Origin of the sequence: Klebsiella sp. C283 (assembly GCF_048822555.1) — a bacterium.
GTDB lineage: Bacteria > Pseudomonadota > Gammaproteobacteria > Enterobacterales > Enterobacteriaceae > Klebsiella > Klebsiella quasipneumoniae.
The window spans coordinates 336,540-354,033 of the sequence record NZ_JBMEZS010000002.1; the positions used below are offsets into that span (position 1 = coordinate 336,540).

A 17,494-nucleotide genomic window follows, 5' to 3' on the forward strand; every position below is an offset into this window, starting at 1 on the left:
CCTCTTAAATGTGGTAAACGTCGATCACCTGACGGATATAATCGTTATTCAGGCGCACGGTTTTGCGCACGATCTGCGGTCTGCCGTCCTGCTCGGTCAGCGTGCAGCAGGTGGCGCCGAAAAAGGCGTCGGTGTGCTGATAGCGGTGGCTCCAGGTCACCCAGCTGTAACGCACCTCCAACCCTTCATCGTTCTCCCCCAGCAGCTCGACGTTACTGATGATATGGGTGGTCCGCGGCTCCGGCGTGCTGGCCCCGGACCGCTCGGTTTTAATGCGGTAGACGCGATCCTCCAGCCCTTCGCGGTTGGGATAGTAGATCAGCGAAATCTCTTTTTGCGGGTCGCGCGTCAGCTGGTCATCGTCGCCCCACGCCGGCATCCAGTAGACGACCTGCGGGCTGTAGCAGCTGAGCCATTCATCCCACTGACGATCATCCAGCAGACGGGCTTCGTAATAGAGAAACTGGCGTACCTGTTCGAGGTTCAGCATCAGACCATCTCCACGCGCTGGGTGATCGACTGGTCATAGCGCTGCTGCTCTTGTTCAATCGCCGCCAGCATCAGCGTCTGCCAGTGATGGTGATGGGCGATATACAGCGCCTCGTCCTCCGATTTCACGCCGCTTAAGCGCGGATGAAATCCGGCGTGCTGCGCATGCTCATCCGGACCGTCGACCCAGCGCAGCGCGCCGCGGCTGAGATCGCTCCACGCCAGGTTTTCGCCGAGATAGCCGCGCTGACAGGCGCTGAACTCTTCGAGGTCGTCCGGGGTCCCCATCCCGCTGACGTTAAAGAAATCCTCGTACTGGCGGATGCGCAGGGCCCGCGCCTGGTCGGATTCCCCCTTCGGAGCAAAGCACCAGATAGTGACTTCGGTTTTGTCCACCGCCAGCGGACGAATGACGCGGATCTGGGTGGAGAATTGATCCATCAGATAGACGTTGGGGTACAGGCACAGGTTGCGGGTTTCATTGACCATCTGGTCGGCGCGGAGTTCGCCGAATTCCGCCTGCAGGCGCTCGCGGTGGGCATACACCGGGCGCACCTCCGGGTTCAGCGCCCGGGTCCACAGCAGCATATGGCCGTTATCAAATCCGTAGCCGCCGCCGAGGCTTTTTGACCAGCCGTTGGCGTCCACCGCATGGGTGCCTTCCGCTTCATAGTTGCGCCGCGACATGGTGGAGGCATAGTTCCAGTGCACCACGCTCACGTGGTAGCCATCAGCGCCGTTCTCTGCGCCCAGCTTCCAGTTGCCCTCGTACACATAGCTCGACGATCCCTTGAGCACCTCCAGCCCCTCCGGCGCCTGGTCGACGATCAGATCGATGATTTTGCAGGTTTCCCCGAGATAGGCTTCCAGCGGCTGCACGTCGGCATTGAGGCTACCGAATAAGAAACCGCGATAGGACTGAAAACGCGGCAGCTTTTGCAGGTCGTGCGATCCTGCCTGTTTGAAGGTGTCAGGATAGCCGCCGGTGCTTTCATCTTTAGCTTTTAATAGTTTGCCATTATTGCTGAAGGTCCAGCCGTGAAACGGACAGGTAAATGAGTTTTTATTCCCGGTTTTCCGTCGACATAACATGGCGCCGCGATGGGCACAGCTGTTAATTAACGCATGCAGCTCATTCTTTTTATCGCGGGTAATAATGACCGGCTGACGTCCCAGCGTCAGGGTATAATAATCCCCCGGTTCGGCTATTTGGCTTTCATGGGCGAGAAACGCCCAATTACCTTCAAAGATATGCTTCATTTCAAATTCAAACAGCTGCGGGTCGGTAAATATCGAACGGTGGCAGCGGTAAATATGGTTTTCACGATCGACAATTAAGGCATTGTTAATTTTGTCTTTAAGCGCTGATAGCGTTTTTTGCATGAGTCAGTCCCTCCTGCAGTATTCAGGATGAAAGAAACCGGGTGAATTGTTTGCTTTCAGGTGCAATGTCTGGCCCGGGCAACCGCGTGCCCGGGGCCGTTACAGCAGATTACGCTTTGGCGCGCAGGCGGGCGCCGCGCTGCTCTTCGTCGGCGCTGAGCGCTTTACACAGGGTGAAATCAAAACAGACCTCAGTGTGCTCTCCCTCAAGGTCGCGCATCGCGATAGTCTCGCGGTCCGTCACTTTGATCGGGTCGGCAATCAGGCCGTCGCGGGTGGCAAAGGCAAAATCATCCCACAGGTATTTATCGCCGCTGAGGTTGATCTGGCTGGTGAGATGTTTATGCCCCGGCGCGGAGACGAAGAAGTGAATGTGCGCCGGACGGTTGCCATGGCGGCCTAACCGATCCAGCAGCTTCTGCGTCGGGCCATCCGGCGGACAGCCGTAGCCGGAAGGCAGGATGCTGCGCACGCTGTAGCGGCCATCGGCGCCGGTGCGGATCCGCCGGCGCAGGTTGTATTCGCTCTGGCTCGGGTCGAAGAAGGAGTAATTGCCGAGGGTATTGGCGTGCCAGATATCGACAATGGCGTTGGCCACCGGCCGGCCCTCGGTATCGTTGACCTGGCCATGCAGCCACATCACTTCCCCGGCGTCGGCGCCATCATCCATCCGGGCGTGGCCGTCGGCCAGCGGCGCATTGGCCACATACAGCGGCCCTTCGATGGTGCGCGGGGTGCCGGTTTCCCGGTGCGCCGCCGCGTCAATGGCGTCCTGACGCAGGTCGAGGAAATGCTCCAGACCCAGTCCCGCCGCCAGCAGCGCCGCCTCCTGACGGCCGCCCAGCACATGCAGATAGTTCACCGCATGCCAGAACTCTTCTTCGGTGACGTTATAGTCGTCGATCAGCGTACAGATATTCTCCAGCAGACGGTGAATAATGGCTTTAAAACGTTCGTTACCGCCAGGGACATGTAAACCCGCGCCTTCACGTAATAATTTCTGCACGGCTTCTTGTTGTACAAAAGCATTACTCATCATTATTCTCTCTTATCGTTGTAGGGTATTTCCGGGTCACCCCGGCATGAGGTCAGGTGTTATTATTATTAGCTATCGTCGTCACGAACAGACGAGGGATGACGGCACAGCGCCTCGACGCGAATATCCATAAAAGGATACAGCGGCAATCCCATTAATATTTGATGTAACTCTTCGGCATCGTTGACATCGAAAATACTGACATTGGCGTAAAGACCGGCGACGCGCCAGATATGTCGCCATTTGCCTTCCCGCTGTAATTGTTGTGAATAGGCTTTTTCGCGTTGCTTTATTTCCTCCGCTTCGGCGACGGGAAAACCAAGCGGAATATTCACGGTCATCTCCACTTTAAATAGCATGTGTTTCTCCTGTTACCCGCTACGCCTGGCGGGTGTAAAAACGCAGTTTGTCTTCATCCAGCTCGACGCCAAGACCCGGGGTTTGCGGGAGCGCCACCTCGCCGTCGGCAAAGGAGAGCGGTACGCTGACGATATCGTCTTTCAGCAACAGCGGGCCGAACATCTCGGTGCCCCACTGCAGAGGCAGCGTCGACCAGGCGTGCAGCGAGGCGACAGTCCCCACGGTCCCCTCCAGCATGGTGCCGCCATACAGGCCAATCCCCGCCGCCTGGGCGACGCGAGCCAGCGCCAGTACGCTGTTCGGTCCGCCGGCCTTGGCTATTTTCAGCGCGTAGGCGCCGGTAAAGCCCTGCTGCGCCAGTTGATAGCCATCGTAAGCAGTGGCTACCGCTTCGTCGGCGAGGATCGCGGTTTCAATATGCTGGCTCAACCGCACCAGCGCCGCGTTGTCGTGGGCGCTGACCGGCTGTTCGATGAGGTCGACGCCCATCGCCGCCAGCTCGCGGCAGCCTTTCGCGCCGGTCGCGGCGTCCCAGGCCTGGTTGACGTCGACGCGGATGCTGGCGCGATCCCCTAACGCTTCCACAATGGCGCGGGTATGGCGCAGGTCGGTAGCTAATTCGCGGGCGCCAATTTTCAGCTTAAACGCCCGATGGCGGCCCTCTGCTAACAATTTTTCCCCTTCGGCAATATCTTTTGCGGTATCGCCGCTGGCTAACGTCCACAGCACCGGCAAGGACGTTTGCAGCGCCCCGCCGAGTAGCGCCGACACCGGCAGGCCCAGCGCTTTGCCCTGGGCATCCAACAGTGCGGTTTCGATGGCGGACTTCGCAAAGGTGTTGCCTTTAACGGCGCTGTTCATGCGGGCGGTCAGCGCATTCAGGTTATCGGCCGGTTGCCCCAGCAGCAGCGGCGTCAGGTAATGCGTTATCGCCGACGAGATAGCCTCAGGGCTCTCGACGCCATAGCTCAAGCCGCCGATGGTGGTGGCCTCGCCAATGCCGCAGATGCCGTCGGAGCGAGTAAGGCGCACGATCACCAGCGTCTGACATCCCATGGTGGTCATCGACAATTTATGTGGCCGGATGGTTGGGACATCCACAATCCAGCTCTCAATACCTTCTACGGTGGCAGTCATTTTCGCTTCCTGATGAGATGTATAACTTTTTGTACCCACATCCATAACGGGGAGGGCTGTGCCATTGACAATAGGGTTCGGTCTGGCGGGTGGTCAACGGCGATAATCGAAATGTTGTGCGATTATCGGCACGTTTGTTAAAAGGCGGTTAATAATGTGATCGCGGTGGTAAAACCGGCACAATTCAGGACGGTGCGGTTTGCGCACGGTATAGTGATGCCCCGTGAGCTTTGCAATGCAACGGAGAGGGAATCCATGCGTGACCATACCCCCACCACCCTAAGCGCCAGGCAGGCCGAGCACGATCCCAACTTTATGCTGTCTCTGGCTCGCGGGCTGGAGGTGCTTAACGCCTTTACCCCGCAGCGTCAGCGGCTGACCATTTCCCAGTTAAGCCAGAAAACGCAAATTTCCCGCGCGGCGGTACGCCGCTGCCTGTATACCCTCGCCGCGCTGGGCATGGTCCATAGCCCGGATGGCCGCCATTATGAGCTGTTGCCCCGGGTGCTGGCGGTGGGCCATGCCTATCTCGCCGGCACCCCGCTGGCGAAAGTGGCGCAGACGGCGCTGGATAGCCTCGGCAAAGCCCTCGGCGAATCCTGTTCGGCGGCAACGCTCGATGGGGATAACGTGCTCTATATCGCCCGCGCCGCGGTGAATAATTTACTGAGCGTCGATCTCGGACGCGGCAGCCGTCTGCCGGCGTGGGCGACGTCGATGGGTCGCGTATTGCTCAGCGCGCTGCCGGAGGAGCAGCTGGAGGTGACACTGTCACGCGCTGTGCTCATTCGCTACACCCCACACACCCTGTGCGATATGGCCGGGCTACGCGCGGAGATTGATCGGGTGCGCATGCAGGGCTATGCCCTCGCCGACCGCCAGATAGAGGTGGGCCTGTGCTCGCTGGCGGTGCCGGTGCTGTCGCGTCATGGCCAGGTGGTGGCCGCGCTGAATGTCGGAGTGCCGGCCGCGACGGTCAGCGCCGCGGCGTTAAAAGAGAAGGCCCTCGCCCCGCTACGCCGCGCGGCGATGGACCTGTCGCTACAGCTATAGCGCCGACTGCGGCTTCGTCACCGTGGCGAGGCTGCGCCAGATCCCGGCGGCCAGCAGCAGAAGCATGACCCCCGCTGTCGCCAGCACCTGGCTGTGCGCCTGGGTAAAGGCCGCCTTCGCCGCCGCCATTAGCGCCTCCGCCACCCCCGCAGGCAGCAGCTGGCTCAGGCTGACCGCCTCGCCGATCGATGACGACGCCTGCTGCGCCATCGTCTCATTCAGCCCGGACGGTAGCACAATGGTGGCGCTGTAGCTGCGGGTGAGGATCAGGCCGAACAGCGCAATGCCGAGGCCGGCGCCCAGCTCATAAGCCATGGTTTCGATCGCCCCGGCCGCCGCCGCTTTCTCCTTCGGCGCCGCCGCCATAATGGCGGAGCTGGAGGCCAGCAACGCGCTGGCGACGCTAAAGCCCAGCAGCGTCATCAGCCCCCAGGCCAGCCAGTGTTGAGTGCTGAAATCGGTCAGCGCCAGGCCCAGAAAGCTGAAGGCGCTCAGCAACATCCCGCCGGTAGCCACCTCGCGCAGTCCGAGCTTCGACACCAGCATCCCGGCAATCGGCCCGCTAAAGCCGCTGGCCACCATCACCGGCAGCATAAACATCCCCGCCTCGAACGGCGTTTTCTGATACACAAACTGCAGCTCCTGCGCCATCAGCAGCTCAAAACCCACCAGGGTAATCAGGGCCGTCATCGCCATCATCACCCCACTTAAAATAATACGATGGGTGAACAGACGCATATCCACCATCGGCCGGGCCGCCGACAGCTGTTTGCGGATAAACCAGGTCAGCATCGCCGCCCCGCCGATCGCCACCAGCGCGGTGAGCCACAGCGCCAGCTGGCCCTTCAGGGCCGATTTGGCGCTATACACCAGCATCAGGATCGCCGCAATCAAAATGAGCGCCTGCAGCAGGTTCAGCGGCTGGTCGCGGCGCGCGGGCTGGCGCGGCACCACTTTCGCGTTAATGGCGATAACCACCAGCACAATCGGCACGTTGATCAGGAACACCGATCCCCAGTAGAAATGCTCCAGCAGCATGCCGCCCACCAGCGGGCCAAAGGCCGCGCCGCCGGAGCCCACCGCCGCCCACAGCCCCAGCGCCATATTGCGCTGGCTGGCCTCGGCGAAGGTACTGCGGATCCCGGCAAGCGTCGCCGGAACGATCATCGCCGCCCCCACCGCCAGCAGGGCGCGGGAGGCAATCAGCGTCAGGGCGGTCGGCGACAGCGCGGCGCACAGCGAGGCGATGCCAAAAATAGCGCTGCCGAGCAGCAGCAGACGTTTAAAGCCGATTTTATCGCCAAGGGCGCCCATCGGCAGCACCATCCCGGCCATCACCAATGAATAGATATCAATGATCCACAACAGCTCATTGCCGCTGCTGCCCAGCGCGACGCTGAGGGTCGGCGCGGCCACATGCAACACCGTGGCGTCAATCGCCACCGGAATATAAACCAGCAAAATCGCCATCAGCGTCATCCATTGCCGTGACATAGCGTGTACCTCAATGTTAGAACTTGGACACATGTCCAGGATGGCGATCCTGCCGGATTGTTGAACACATGTCCAACTTTTTGTTACACTCGGCCAAAGCCAGATATCAGCGGGGTTCTATGCACTATTTACAGCGGGATGAGCGACGGGAAGGAATTATGCAGGCCGCCATGCGTCTGGCGCTGCGCGGCGGCTTCAGCGCCATGACCGTCCGGCAGATCGCCCGCGAGGCGCAGGTGGCCGCCGGACAACTGCACCACCACTTCGCCTCCATTGGCGAGCTGAAGTCCCAGGTGTTCATCCGTCTTATCCGCGAGATGCTCGACATGCCGCTGGTGGCGGAGGATGCCAGCTGGCGCGAACGGTTATTCTCGATGATCGGCAGCGAGGATGGCCGGCTGGAACCCTATATCCGCCTGTGGCGGGAGGGCCAGGTACTGGCCGACAGCGACCCGGACATCAAAGCGGCCTACCTGCTGACCATGACCATGTGGCATGCCGAGACCGTGGCGATCGTGGAACAGGGCCTCGCCTGCGGTGAGTTTCACTCGAGCGAGCCGCCGGTGGATATCGCCTGGCGTTTTATCGCCCTGGTGTGCGGCCTCGACGGGATTTACGCCCTCGGCACCCAAACCCTGGACGAGACGGCGTTTAGCCGTTACGTCAATAAGATGATTACGCTGGAGTTATTTTAGTTAAATTTTACATTTAGTAACAATTAATCCCGCTACGCTCTCCACGTGCTCTCCGACAGCACGTTTTTTTTATCTACGCTTTTTAGATAACGCCAATTAAGGGTTATTCACCGTCACCTTGTATTCAGCTGTTGACCTTATTTATTTACTCCATTCCGGGCAATTAGAGGGCAATATGTCGGTACAAAATGAGAAAGATAATCATTACCTTTTGAAAAACTGGCGGCCAGAAAATAAGGCCTTCTGGGAAAACAAGGGTCAGGCCATTGCGAGAAGAAACCTCTGGATATCAGTCACCTGCTTACTACTTGCCTTCTGCGTATGGATGTTATTCAGCGCCGTGGCGGTCAACCTTAATAAGGTCGGTTTTCATTTCACTACCGACCAGCTTTTTTTATTAACCGCACTTCCTTCACTTTCCGGCGCGATATTACGGGTCCCCTACTCCTTTATGGTACCCCTCTTCGGCGGGCGCTACTGGACCGTATTAAGTACAGTGATCCTAATTGTGCCTTGTATTTGGTTAGGCGTGGCGATCCAGAATAGTGCTACTCCATTCTGGGTATTTATTGTTATTGCGCTGCTGTGCGGTTTTGCCGGGGCTAATTTTGCTTCCAGTATGGGAAATATCAGTTTCTTTTTTCCCAAAGCCAAACAGGGCAGCGCGCTGGGGGTCAACGGCGGCCTGGGCAATCTCGGGGTCAGCGTGATGCAGATGGTCGCCCCGGCGGTGATCTTCCTGCCGATCTTCACCTTCCTCGGCGTCCATGGCGTCACCCAGCCCGATGGCTCGACCATGGCCCTGAGTAATGCGGCGCTCGTCTGGGTCCCCCTCCTGCTGCTTGCCACCGCTGCCGCCTGGTTCGGTATGAATGATATCGCCAGTTCGAAGGCCTCGATTCGCGATCAGCTTCCCGTACTCAAGCGCCCGCATATGTGGCTGTTGAGCCTGCTCTATCTGGCGACTTTCGGCTCATTTATCGGCTTCTCCGCCGGCTTCGCCATGCTGGCGAAAACCCAGTTTCCTGCGGTCGACATTCTCAAGCTGGCTTTCTTTGGGCCGTTTATTGGCGCGCTGGCGCGCTCGTTCGGCGGGATCATCTCCGACCGTCTGGGCGGTGTGCGGGTGACGCTGGTCAATTTCGTGCTGATGGCGCTCTTTACCGGTCTGCTGTTCCTCACCCTGCCGGGCAGCGGATCCGGCAGCTTCCTCGCCTTCTACGTGGTGTTTATGGGGCTGTTCTTAACCGCCGGGCTCGGCAGCGGCTCCACCTTCCAGATGATCGCCGTCATCTTCCGTCAGCTCACCATCGAGAGCGTGAGGCAGCGCGGCGGCAGCGAAGAAGAAGCGCAGCATGAAGCCGTAACCGATACCGCTGCCGCGCTGGGCTTTATCTCGGCAATTGGCGCCATCGGCGGCTTCTTTATCCCGAAAGCCTTCGGCACCTCGCTGGCGATGACCGGTTCGCCGGTCGGGGCGATGAAGGTCTTTTTCGTTTTTTATGTGGTTTGCGTATTGGTGACCTGGCTGGTCTACGGCCGACGTAAACTCGCTTAACCATAACGATTTATCTGCCGGATGGCGGCTTCCGCCTTATCCGGCGTACGCGTTCGTTCGCTCATCCGGCCGGGTGGCACGATGCCGGACTTTATCGGAGCAGGAGAAATGTCATGAGTAAACTACTGGATCGCTTTCGCTACTTTAAGCAGAAAGGCGAAACCTTTGCCAACGGCCACGGTCAGGTCTACAACAACAACCGTGACTGGGAAGACAGCTACCGTCAACGCTGGCAGTTCGACAAAATTGTCCGCTCCACCCACGGCGTGAATTGCACCGGCTCCTGCAGCTGGAAAATTTATGTCAAAAACGGTCTGGTGACCTGGGAAACCCAGCAGACCGATTATCCGCGTACCCGCCCGGATCTGCCGAACCATGAACCACGCGGCTGCCCGCGAGGCGCCAGCTACTCCTGGTATCTCTATAGCGCCAACCGTCTGAAGTACCCGCTGGCGCGTAAACGGCTGATTGCGTTGTGGCGCGAAGCACTGGCGCAGTTTCCCGACCCGGTGCAGGCCTGGGATAGCATCATGCAGGATCCGGCCAAAACCACCAGCTATAAAGTGGCGCGCGGCAAAGGCGGCTTTGTCCGCTCCAGCTGGAAAGAGCTGAATCAGCTCATCGCCGCCGCCAACGTCTGGACCATCAAACACTACGGCCCGGACCGTGTCGCCGGGTTCTCGCCGATCCCGGCGATGTCGATGGTCTCCTACGCGGCGGGTACCCGCTATTTATCCCTTATCGGCGGCACCTGCCTCAGCTTCTACGACTGGTACTGCGATCTGCCCCCGGCCTCGCCAATGACCTGGGGCGAGCAGACCGACGTGCCGGAATCCGCCGACTGGTACAACGCCAGCTACATTATCGCCTGGGGCTCCAACGTGCCGCAGACCCGGACCCCGGATGCCCACTTCTTCACCGAAGTACGCTACAAAGGCACCAAAACCATCGCCATCACCCCGGACTATTCGGAAGTGGCCAAACTGTGCGACCACTGGCTGGCGCCGAAGCAAGGTACCGACAGCGCGCTGGCGATGGCCATGGGCCACGTCATCCTCAAAGCCTTCCACCTTGATAACCCGAGCGATTACTTTCTTAACTACTGCCGCACCTATACCGACATGCCGATGCTGGTGATGCTTGAGCCGCGCGACGATGGCAGCTATGTGCCAGGCCGCATGCTGCGCGCCTCCGACCTGCTGGATGGACTGGGCGAAACGAATAACCCGGAATGGAAAACCGTCGCCTGCACCGCCGACGGCGAACTGGTTGCGCCAAACGGTTCCATCGGCTTTCGCTGGGGCGAAAAAGGGAAATGGAATCTCGAACCGCTGGCTGACGGCAAAACGGTGGAGCTCACGCTGTCTCTGCTGGATATTCGCGACAGCGTGGCGTCAGTCGCCTTCCCCTACTTCGGCGGCAATGAAAACCCGCATTTCCGCAGCGTGCCGCAGGCACCGGTAACCCTTCATCCGCTCCCGGTGAAACAGCTGACGCTGGCCAGTGGCGAAAGCGGCCTGGTGGTCAGCGTATATGACCTGATTCTGGCTAACTACGGCCTGGACCGAGGGCTTGATGATGTCAATGCGGCGAAAGATTTCGCCGAGGTTAAAGCCTATACCCCGGCGTGGGCGGAGCAGATCACCGGCGTGCCGCGCCAGCATATCGAACAAATCGCCCGCGAGTTCGCCGATACGGCGCATAAAACCCATGGCCGTTCGATGATTATCCTCGGCGCCGGGGTAAACCACTGGTACCACATGGATATGAACTACCGGGGGATGATTAACCTGTTGGTGTTCTGCGGCTGCGTCGGCCAGAGCGGCGGCGGCTGGTCGCACTATGTCGGCCAGGAGAAGCTGCGCCCACAGACCGGCTGGCTGCCGCTGGCGTTCGCGCTGGACTGGAACCGCCCGCCGCGGCAAATGAACAGCACCTCCTATTTCTACAATCACGCCAGCCAGTGGCGCTATGAAAAACTGACCGCGCAGGAGCTGTTGTCGCCGCTGGCCGACGCCAGCAAATTTAGCGGCAGCCTTATCGACTTCAACGTCCGCGCGGAACGGATGGGCTGGTTGCCTTCTGCGCCACAGCTCAACGTCAACCCGCTGACCATCAAGCAGCAGGCCGAGGCCGCCGGGCTATCGCCCTCGGAGTTCACGGTGCGGTCGCTAAAATCCGGCGAGATCCGCTTTGCCGCCGAGCAGCCGGACAGCGGCAAAAACCATCCGCGGAACCTGTTTATCTGGCGCTCTAACCTGCTGGGATCGTCCGGTAAGGGGCATGAGTACATGTTGAAATACCTGCTCGGGACCGACAGCGGTATTCAGGGGGATGAACTGGGCGCCAGCGATGAGGTGAAACCTGAGGAAGTCGAGTGGCAGACGGCGGCTATCGAGGGCAAACTCGACCTGCTGGTGACGCTGGATTTCCGCATGTCCAGTACCTGTCTCTTTTCCGATATTGTTCTACCGACCGCCACCTGGTACGAAAAAGACGATATGAACACCTCGGATATGCATCCGTTCATCCACCCGCTTTCCGCCGCCGTCGACCCGGCGTGGGAGGCAAAGAGCGACTGGGAGATTTACAAAGATATCGCCAAATCCTTCTCGCAGGTCTGCGTCGGCCATCTCGGGAAAGAGACCGACGTGGTGCTGGTCCCGCTGCAGCATGACTCTCCGGCTGAGCTGGCGCAGCCGTTCGAGGTGCTTGACTGGCGCAAGGGCGAATGCGATCTGATCCCCGGGAAAACCGCTCCGTCGATTGCCCTGGTGGAGCGCGACTATCCCGCCACCTGGGAACGCTTCACCTCTCTCGGGCCGCTGCTCGATAAGCTTGGCAACGGCGGGAAAGGCATCTCGTGGAGTACGCAAAGCGAAGTCGATTTCCTCGGCAAGCTTAACTACCTCAAGCAGGACGGTCCGGCCAAAGGCCGGCCGCGGATCGACAGCGCCATTGACGCCTCCGAAGTTATTCTCAGCCTCGCGCCGGAAACCAACGGCCAGGTGGCGGTGAAAGCCTGGCAGGCGCTGGGAGAATTTACCGGTCGCGACCACACTCATCTGGCGCTGAATAAAGAGGATGAGAAGATCCGCTTCCGCGATATTCAGGCGCAGCCGCGCAAGATCATCTCCAGCCCAACGTGGTCCGGACTGGAAAGCGAGCACGTCTCCTACAACGCCGGTTATACCAACGTGCACGAACTGATCCCGTGGCGCACCCTCTCCGGGCGGCAACAGCTGTATCAGGACCATCCGTGGATGCGGGCTTTTGGCGAAAGCCTGGTGGCTTATCGCCCGCCCATTGATACCCGCAGCGTCAGCCAGATGAAGGCCGTGCCGCCGAACGGTTTTCCGGAGAAAGCGCTGAACTTCCTGACCCCGCACCAGAAATGGGGGATCCACTCCACATACAGCGAAAACCTGCTGATGCTGACGCTGTCGCGCGGCGGGCCGATCGTCTGGCTCAGTGAAACTGACGCCAGAGAGCTGGGCATTGAAGATAACGACTGGATTGAAGCGTTCAACGCCAACGGCGCCCTCACCGCCCGGGCGGTGGTGAGCCAGCGCGTGCCGCCGGGGATGACCATGATGTATCACGCTCAGGAGCGGATTATGAATATCCCGGGTTCGGAAGTGACCGGCCGCCGCGGCGGCATTCATAACTCCGTCACCCGCGTCTGCCCGAAGCCGACGCACATGATCGGCGGCTACGCCCAGCTGGCCTATGGCTTTAACTACTACGGCACCGTCGGCTCCAACCGCGACGAGTTCATCATGATCCGCAAAATGAAAAATATTGCCTGGCTGGATGACGAAGGTCGCGATCAGGTACAGGAGGCGAAAAAATGAAAATCCGTTCTCAGGTTGGAATGGTGCTGAATCTGGACAAATGCATCGGCTGTCACACCTGCTCGGTCACCTGTAAAAACGTCTGGAGCAGCCGGGAGGGCATGGAGTACGCGTGGTTCAATAATGTGGAAACCAAACCGGGCATTGGCTACCCAAAAAACTGGGAAGACCAGGAGCAGTGGCAAGGCGGCTGGATCCGCGGCATCAGCGGTAAACTGACGCCCCGCCTCGGCAATCGGGTTAGCGTGCTGTCGAAGATATTCGCCAACCCGGTGCTGCCGGCGATTGACGATTACTACGAACCCTTCACCTACGATTACCAGCATCTGCACAACGCGCCGGAGGGAAAATATCTGCCTACCGCCCGCCCACGCTCGCTGATCAGCGGCGAGCGGATGGATAAAATTGACTGGGGCCCGAACTGGGAGGAACTGCTCGGCGGTGAGTTCGAGAAACGCGCCCGCGACCGTAACTTCGAAGCCATGCAGAAAGAGATGTACGGCCAGTTCGAAAACACCTTTATGATGTACCTCCCGCGCCTGTGCGAGCACTGCCTCAACCCGAGCTGCGTGGCCACCTGCCCGAGCGGCGCCATCTACAAGCGTGAGGAAGATGGCATCGTGCTGATAGACCAGGACAAATGCCGCGGCTGGCGGATGTGCATCAGCGGCTGTCCATATAAAAAAATCTACTTTAACTGGAAGAGCGGTAAGTCGGAAAAATGCATCTTCTGCTATCCGCGCATTGAGTCCGGGCAGCCAACGGTGTGCTCCGAAACCTGCGTCGGGCGCATCCGCTATCTCGGCGTCTTGCTGTATGACGCCGACCGTATCGAAGAGGCTGCCAGCACCGAGCATGAAACCGACCTCTATGAGCGCCAGTGCGAGGTATTCCTTAATCCAAACGATCCGGCGGTCATCGAGGAAGCGTTAAAACAAGGCATCCCCCACAATGTCATTGAGGCGGCGCAGAAATCGCCGGTCTATAAGCTGGCGATGGACTGGAAGCTGGCCCTGCCGCTGCATCCGGAGTATCGCACTCTGCCGATGGTCTGGTATGTGCCGCCCCTGTCGCCGATCCAGTCGGTTGCTGACGCCGGCGGTCTGCCGAACAACGGCGCCATCCTGCCGGCGGTTGAGAGCCTGCGCATTCCGGTCCAGTACCTGGCGAACCTGCTGAGCGCCGGGGATACCGGGCCGGTATTGCGCGCGCTGAAACGGATGATGGCGATGCGCCACTACAAGCGCTCGCAAACCGTCGAGGGCGTGACCGATACCCGGGCAATTGAAGAGGTGGGACTCAGCGTTGAGCAGGTCGAAGAGATGTATCGCTATCTGGCGATCGCCAACTACGAAGACCGCTTCGTGATCCCCACCAGCCATCGCGAACTGGCGGAGGATGCCTTCCCGGAACGCAACGGCTGCGGCTTTACCTTCGGCGACGGCTGCCACGGGTCAGATACGAAATTCAACCTGTTTAACAGCCGGCGGATTGACGCCATCGACGTCAGCGGCGTGCGTAAGCATGGGGAGGGCGAGTGATGCGGATCCTGAAAGTGCTCGGTCTGCTGCTGGAGTATCCCGACGAGGTGCTGTGGGAGAACCGCGACGAAGCCCTGGCGCTGGTCAGCGCCGATATCCCATCCCTGACGCCCTTTGTCGGGGAGCTGCTGGCGGCGCCGCTGTTGGATCGCCAGGCCGACTGGTGCGAGGTGTTCGAGCGAGGGCGTGCCACCTCGCTGCTGCTGTTTGAACATGTGCATGCTGAGTCCCGCGACCGTGGCCAGGCGATGGTGGACCTGATGAATCAGTATCAGCAGGCAGGTCTGCTGATCGATTGCCGTGAACTGCCCGACTATCTGCCGCTGTATCTGGAGTATCTCAGTATTTTACCCCTCGCCGACGCCCGCGAAGGGCTGCAGAATATCGCGCCGATTCTGGCGCTGATCGGCGGCCGCCTGAAGCAACGAGAATGCTCGTATTATCAACTGTTTGACGCCCTGCTGGCGCTGGCAAAAAGCCCGCTCACCAGTGACAGTGTCACCAAACAGGTGGCGGGAGAAAAGCGCGACGATACCTGTCAGGCGCTGGACGAAGTGTGGGAAGAAGAGCAGGTGAAGTTTATTGAAGATAATGCGACCGCTTGCGACAGCTCGCCTATGCAAGCTTATCAACGACGCTTTAGCCAGGATGTGGCGCCGCTGTACGTCGACATCCGCGCCGGAGGCCCGAAATGATCCAGTATCTGAACGTCTTCTTTTACGATATCTACCCTTACCTTTGCGGCGCCGTGTTTCTGCTCGGCAGCTGGCTACGCTACGACTATGGGCAGTATACCTGGCGCGCGTCATCCAGCCAGATGCTGGATAAACGCGGGATGGTGCTATGGTCGAACTTGTTTCATATCGGCATTCTCGGCATTTTTTTCGGCCATCTCTTTGGCATGCTGACCCCGCACTGGGTCTACTCGTGGTTCCTGCCGATGTCGCAGAAGCAGCTGATGGCGATGATCCTCGGCGGCGTGTGCGGGGTGCTCACCCTGGTGGGCGGCATCGGCTTGCTGGCTCGCCGCCTGACCAACCCGCGCATTCGCGCCACCTCCACCACGGCAGATATTCTGATCCTGTGCATTTTGCTGATTCAGTGCGCGCTGGGGCTGACGACGATCCCCTTCTCCGCCCAGCATCCGGACGGCAGCGAAATGCTCAAGCTGGTGGACTGGGCGCAGGCGGTGGTCACCTTCCACGGCGGCGCCTCGGCGCATCTGGACGGCGTGGCCTGGATTTACCGCGTCCACCTGGTGCTGGGGATGACCATCTTCCTGATCTTCCCGTTCACCCGTCTGGTTCACGTCTGGAGCGCGCCGGTGGAGTATTTCACCCGCCGCTACCAGGTGGTGCGCTCCCGACGCTGAGCGCTGGCGGCTGTTATTATTCATCCTAACCGGTAGCCCGGACGCGGCCTTCGCGCGAGTCCGGGTAGTTATCGGCCCGGGCTCCAGCCGTTATGCCGGGTGGCGGCTGTCGCCTTACCCGGCCTACAGGGCCCTCTCACAGGCTCATACCCCGTAGGCCCGCGCAGGCGCAGCGCCGCCGGGCAAGATATCAGGCACGGTACCTGTAATTTCGCCGGGTGGCGGCTGTCGCCTTACCCGGCCTACAGGGCCCTCTCACAGAGCTCATAACCCGTAGGCCCGCGCAAGCGCAGCGCCGCCGGGCAAGATATCAGGCACGGTACCTGTAATTTCGCCGGGTGGCGGCTGTCGCCTTACCCGGCCTACAGGGCCCTCTCACAGAGCTCATAACCCGTAGGCCCGCGAAGCGCAGCGCCGCCGGGCAAGATATCAGGCACGGTACCTGTAATTTCGCCGGGTGGCGGCTGTCGCCTTACCCGGCCTACAGGGCCCTCTCACAGGGCTCATAACCCGTAGGCCCGCGCAGGCGCAGCGACGCCGGGCAAGATATCAGGCACGGTACCTGTAATTTCGCCGGGTGGCGGCTGTCGCCTTACCCGGCCTACAGGACCCTCTCACAGGCTCATACCCCGTAGGCCCGCGCAAGCGCAGCGCCGCCGGGCATGAGAAAATTTACTTCCCGGCTTCCGGATGGGTATCGAACGCCGCCATCACCGCCGCCAGCGCCGCTTCGCTGAAGCCATGTTTAGGATCGTCCACGCCGAGGCCGAAGCGGGTCTGCAGCCCTTCGTACAGCGCGGAGACATCGGCAAAATCGACCTTCTCCACCACGTGGTTATTCTCCCAATGGGTAAAGTGGAAATTGGTGAGGGTCATTTTGCCGCCGTCAGGCAGATGACGGCACATCAGCAGGTGGTGACGGAAGTGGGACTGCGGCCAGTGCGCCGACCAGAAGTTACCCATCACATAATCAGACGCATACTGGCGGCCTAAATCGAAATGGTACATCGACTGCCAGTGTTCGTGATGGTTGAACTGCAGCGTCCACTCATCCCCTTCATGCACCAGACGATAGCTGCCGTGCGGCGTCTGCTGCGGGATATCGGCCAGCAGCTTGATCGGCGCGGTCAGCGTCTGGCCGCCGAAGCCAACGTCGGCTACCCAGCGCTCGCCCGCCACTTCCACCAGCAATAAACGGTGAGTGCGCGGCGGCATCTGCGGCGGATTGGCCAGCACCACCCGGCCAAGCAGGCTGCGAACGTTAAAGCCTATTTCGCGCAGCGCGCGCTCCAGCAGGCCATTTTGTTCAAAACAATACCCTCCGCGGCGGCCGGCGATCAGCTTCTCTTCCAGCGCCAGGTCGTCAAGATGGATCTCGCGCGGCAGCAGGACGTCGAGGTTTTCAAAGGGGATGGCGCTGTTATGCTGCAGATGCAGTTGGCGCAAGGTATCAATGGAAACTTCAGGTTCGCCCGTCCAGCCCAGACGGGAAAAATAGGCGCGTAAAAAGGGACTCATCAGG

14 protein-coding genes are annotated in these 17,494 nt (G+C 59.9%); 7 read left to right on the forward strand and 7 right to left on the reverse strand.

Features of this window, described 5'->3' with window-relative positions:
- Positions 1 to 4 precede the first annotated feature (4 nt).
- The 5 genes from benB to ACOI7Z_RS04690 all read right to left on the reverse strand — a co-directional run bounded on the left by benB (position 5) and on the right by ACOI7Z_RS04690 (position 4,450).
- Complete coding sequence (gene benB, locus ACOI7Z_RS04670) at positions 5 to 490, reverse strand: benzoate 1,2-dioxygenase small subunit (protein WP_023289852.1); 486 nt, start codon at positions 488 to 490, stop codon at positions 5 to 7.
- Positions 490 to 1,872, reverse strand: a complete 1,383-nt coding sequence (locus ACOI7Z_RS04675) for a Rieske 2Fe-2S domain-containing protein (protein WP_087848769.1) — start codon at positions 1,870 to 1,872, stop codon at positions 490 to 492. The genes benB and ACOI7Z_RS04675 overlap by 1 nt, the downstream gene beginning before the upstream one ends.
- 109 nt (positions 1,873 to 1,981) lie before the next feature.
- Positions 1,982 to 2,908 (reverse strand): catechol 1,2-dioxygenase, encoded by a 927-nt coding sequence (gene catA / locus ACOI7Z_RS04680; protein ID WP_087848826.1) that lies wholly within the window; start codon positions 2,906 to 2,908, stop codon positions 1,982 to 1,984.
- A gap of 68 nt (positions 2,909 to 2,976) precedes the next feature.
- Complete coding sequence (gene catC, locus ACOI7Z_RS04685) at positions 2,977 to 3,267, reverse strand: muconolactone Delta-isomerase (RefSeq protein ID WP_023289855.1); 291 nt, start codon at positions 3,265 to 3,267, stop codon at positions 2,977 to 2,979.
- A 19-nt stretch (positions 3,268 to 3,286) separates the two neighbouring features.
- The gene (locus ACOI7Z_RS04690; protein ID WP_170927813.1) at positions 3,287 to 4,450 is read right to left on the reverse strand and encodes a muconate cycloisomerase family protein; all 1,164 of its coding nucleotides are present in this window, start codon (positions 4,448 to 4,450) and stop codon (positions 3,287 to 3,289) included.
- Between the two features lie 171 nt (positions 4,451 to 4,621).
- Between ACOI7Z_RS04690 and ACOI7Z_RS04695 the strand changes: the two genes are divergently transcribed.
- Entirely contained in the window at positions 4,622 to 5,458 is an 837-nt protein-coding gene (locus tag ACOI7Z_RS04695; protein WP_072198970.1) for an IclR family transcriptional regulator domain-containing protein, read from the forward strand.
- Here ACOI7Z_RS04695 and kmrA read toward each other — a convergent pair.
- Complete coding sequence (gene kmrA / locus ACOI7Z_RS04700; protein WP_087776990.1) at positions 5,453 to 6,952, reverse strand: efflux MFS transporter KmrA; 1,500 nt, start codon at positions 6,950 to 6,952, stop codon at positions 5,453 to 5,455. The two genes, ACOI7Z_RS04695 and kmrA, sit on opposite strands and share 6 nt — an antisense overlap.
- A gap of 119 nt (positions 6,953 to 7,071) precedes the next feature.
- On the opposite strand from kmrA, the gene ACOI7Z_RS04705 reads away from it, so the two are divergent.
- From ACOI7Z_RS04705 to narI, 6 genes are all read left to right on the forward strand, one after another.
- Positions 7,072 to 7,647, forward strand: a complete 576-nt coding sequence (locus ACOI7Z_RS04705; RefSeq protein ID WP_032429166.1) for a TetR family transcriptional regulator — start codon at positions 7,072 to 7,074, stop codon at positions 7,645 to 7,647.
- 175 nt (positions 7,648 to 7,822) lie between these two features.
- Positions 7,823 to 9,205 carry a NarK family nitrate/nitrite MFS transporter gene (locus ACOI7Z_RS04710; RefSeq protein WP_087848767.1) on the forward strand — a complete coding sequence of 461 codons (1,383 nt, stop codon included), beginning with the start codon at positions 7,823 to 7,825 and terminating at the stop codon, positions 9,203 to 9,205.
- A gap of 113 nt (positions 9,206 to 9,318) precedes the next feature.
- Positions 9,319 to 13,059 (forward strand): nitrate reductase subunit alpha, encoded by a 3,741-nt coding sequence (locus ACOI7Z_RS04715; protein ID WP_087848766.1) that lies wholly within the window; start codon positions 9,319 to 9,321, stop codon positions 13,057 to 13,059.
- Positions 13,056 to 14,600, forward strand: a complete 1,545-nt coding sequence (narH, locus tag ACOI7Z_RS04720) for a nitrate reductase subunit beta (RefSeq protein ID WP_004202708.1) — start codon at positions 13,056 to 13,058, stop codon at positions 14,598 to 14,600. Before ACOI7Z_RS04715 ends, narH begins: the two co-directional genes overlap by 4 nt.
- Entirely contained in the window at positions 14,600 to 15,295 is a 696-nt protein-coding gene (gene narW, locus ACOI7Z_RS04725; protein WP_065881624.1) for a nitrate reductase molybdenum cofactor assembly chaperone, read from the forward strand. The genes narH and narW overlap by 1 nt, the downstream gene beginning before the upstream one ends.
- Positions 15,292 to 15,972, forward strand: a complete 681-nt coding sequence (narI, locus tag ACOI7Z_RS04730; protein WP_023289864.1) for a respiratory nitrate reductase subunit gamma — start codon at positions 15,292 to 15,294, stop codon at positions 15,970 to 15,972. Before narW ends, narI begins: the two co-directional genes overlap by 4 nt.
- Before the next feature lie 672 nt (positions 15,973 to 16,644).
- Here the strand turns inward: narI and nhoA are convergent.
- The gene (nhoA, locus tag ACOI7Z_RS04735; protein WP_048297608.1) at positions 16,645 to 17,490 is read right to left on the reverse strand and encodes an N-hydroxyarylamine O-acetyltransferase; all 846 of its coding nucleotides are present in this window, start codon (positions 17,488 to 17,490) and stop codon (positions 16,645 to 16,647) included.
- Positions 17,491 to 17,494: the final 4 nt, after the last annotated feature.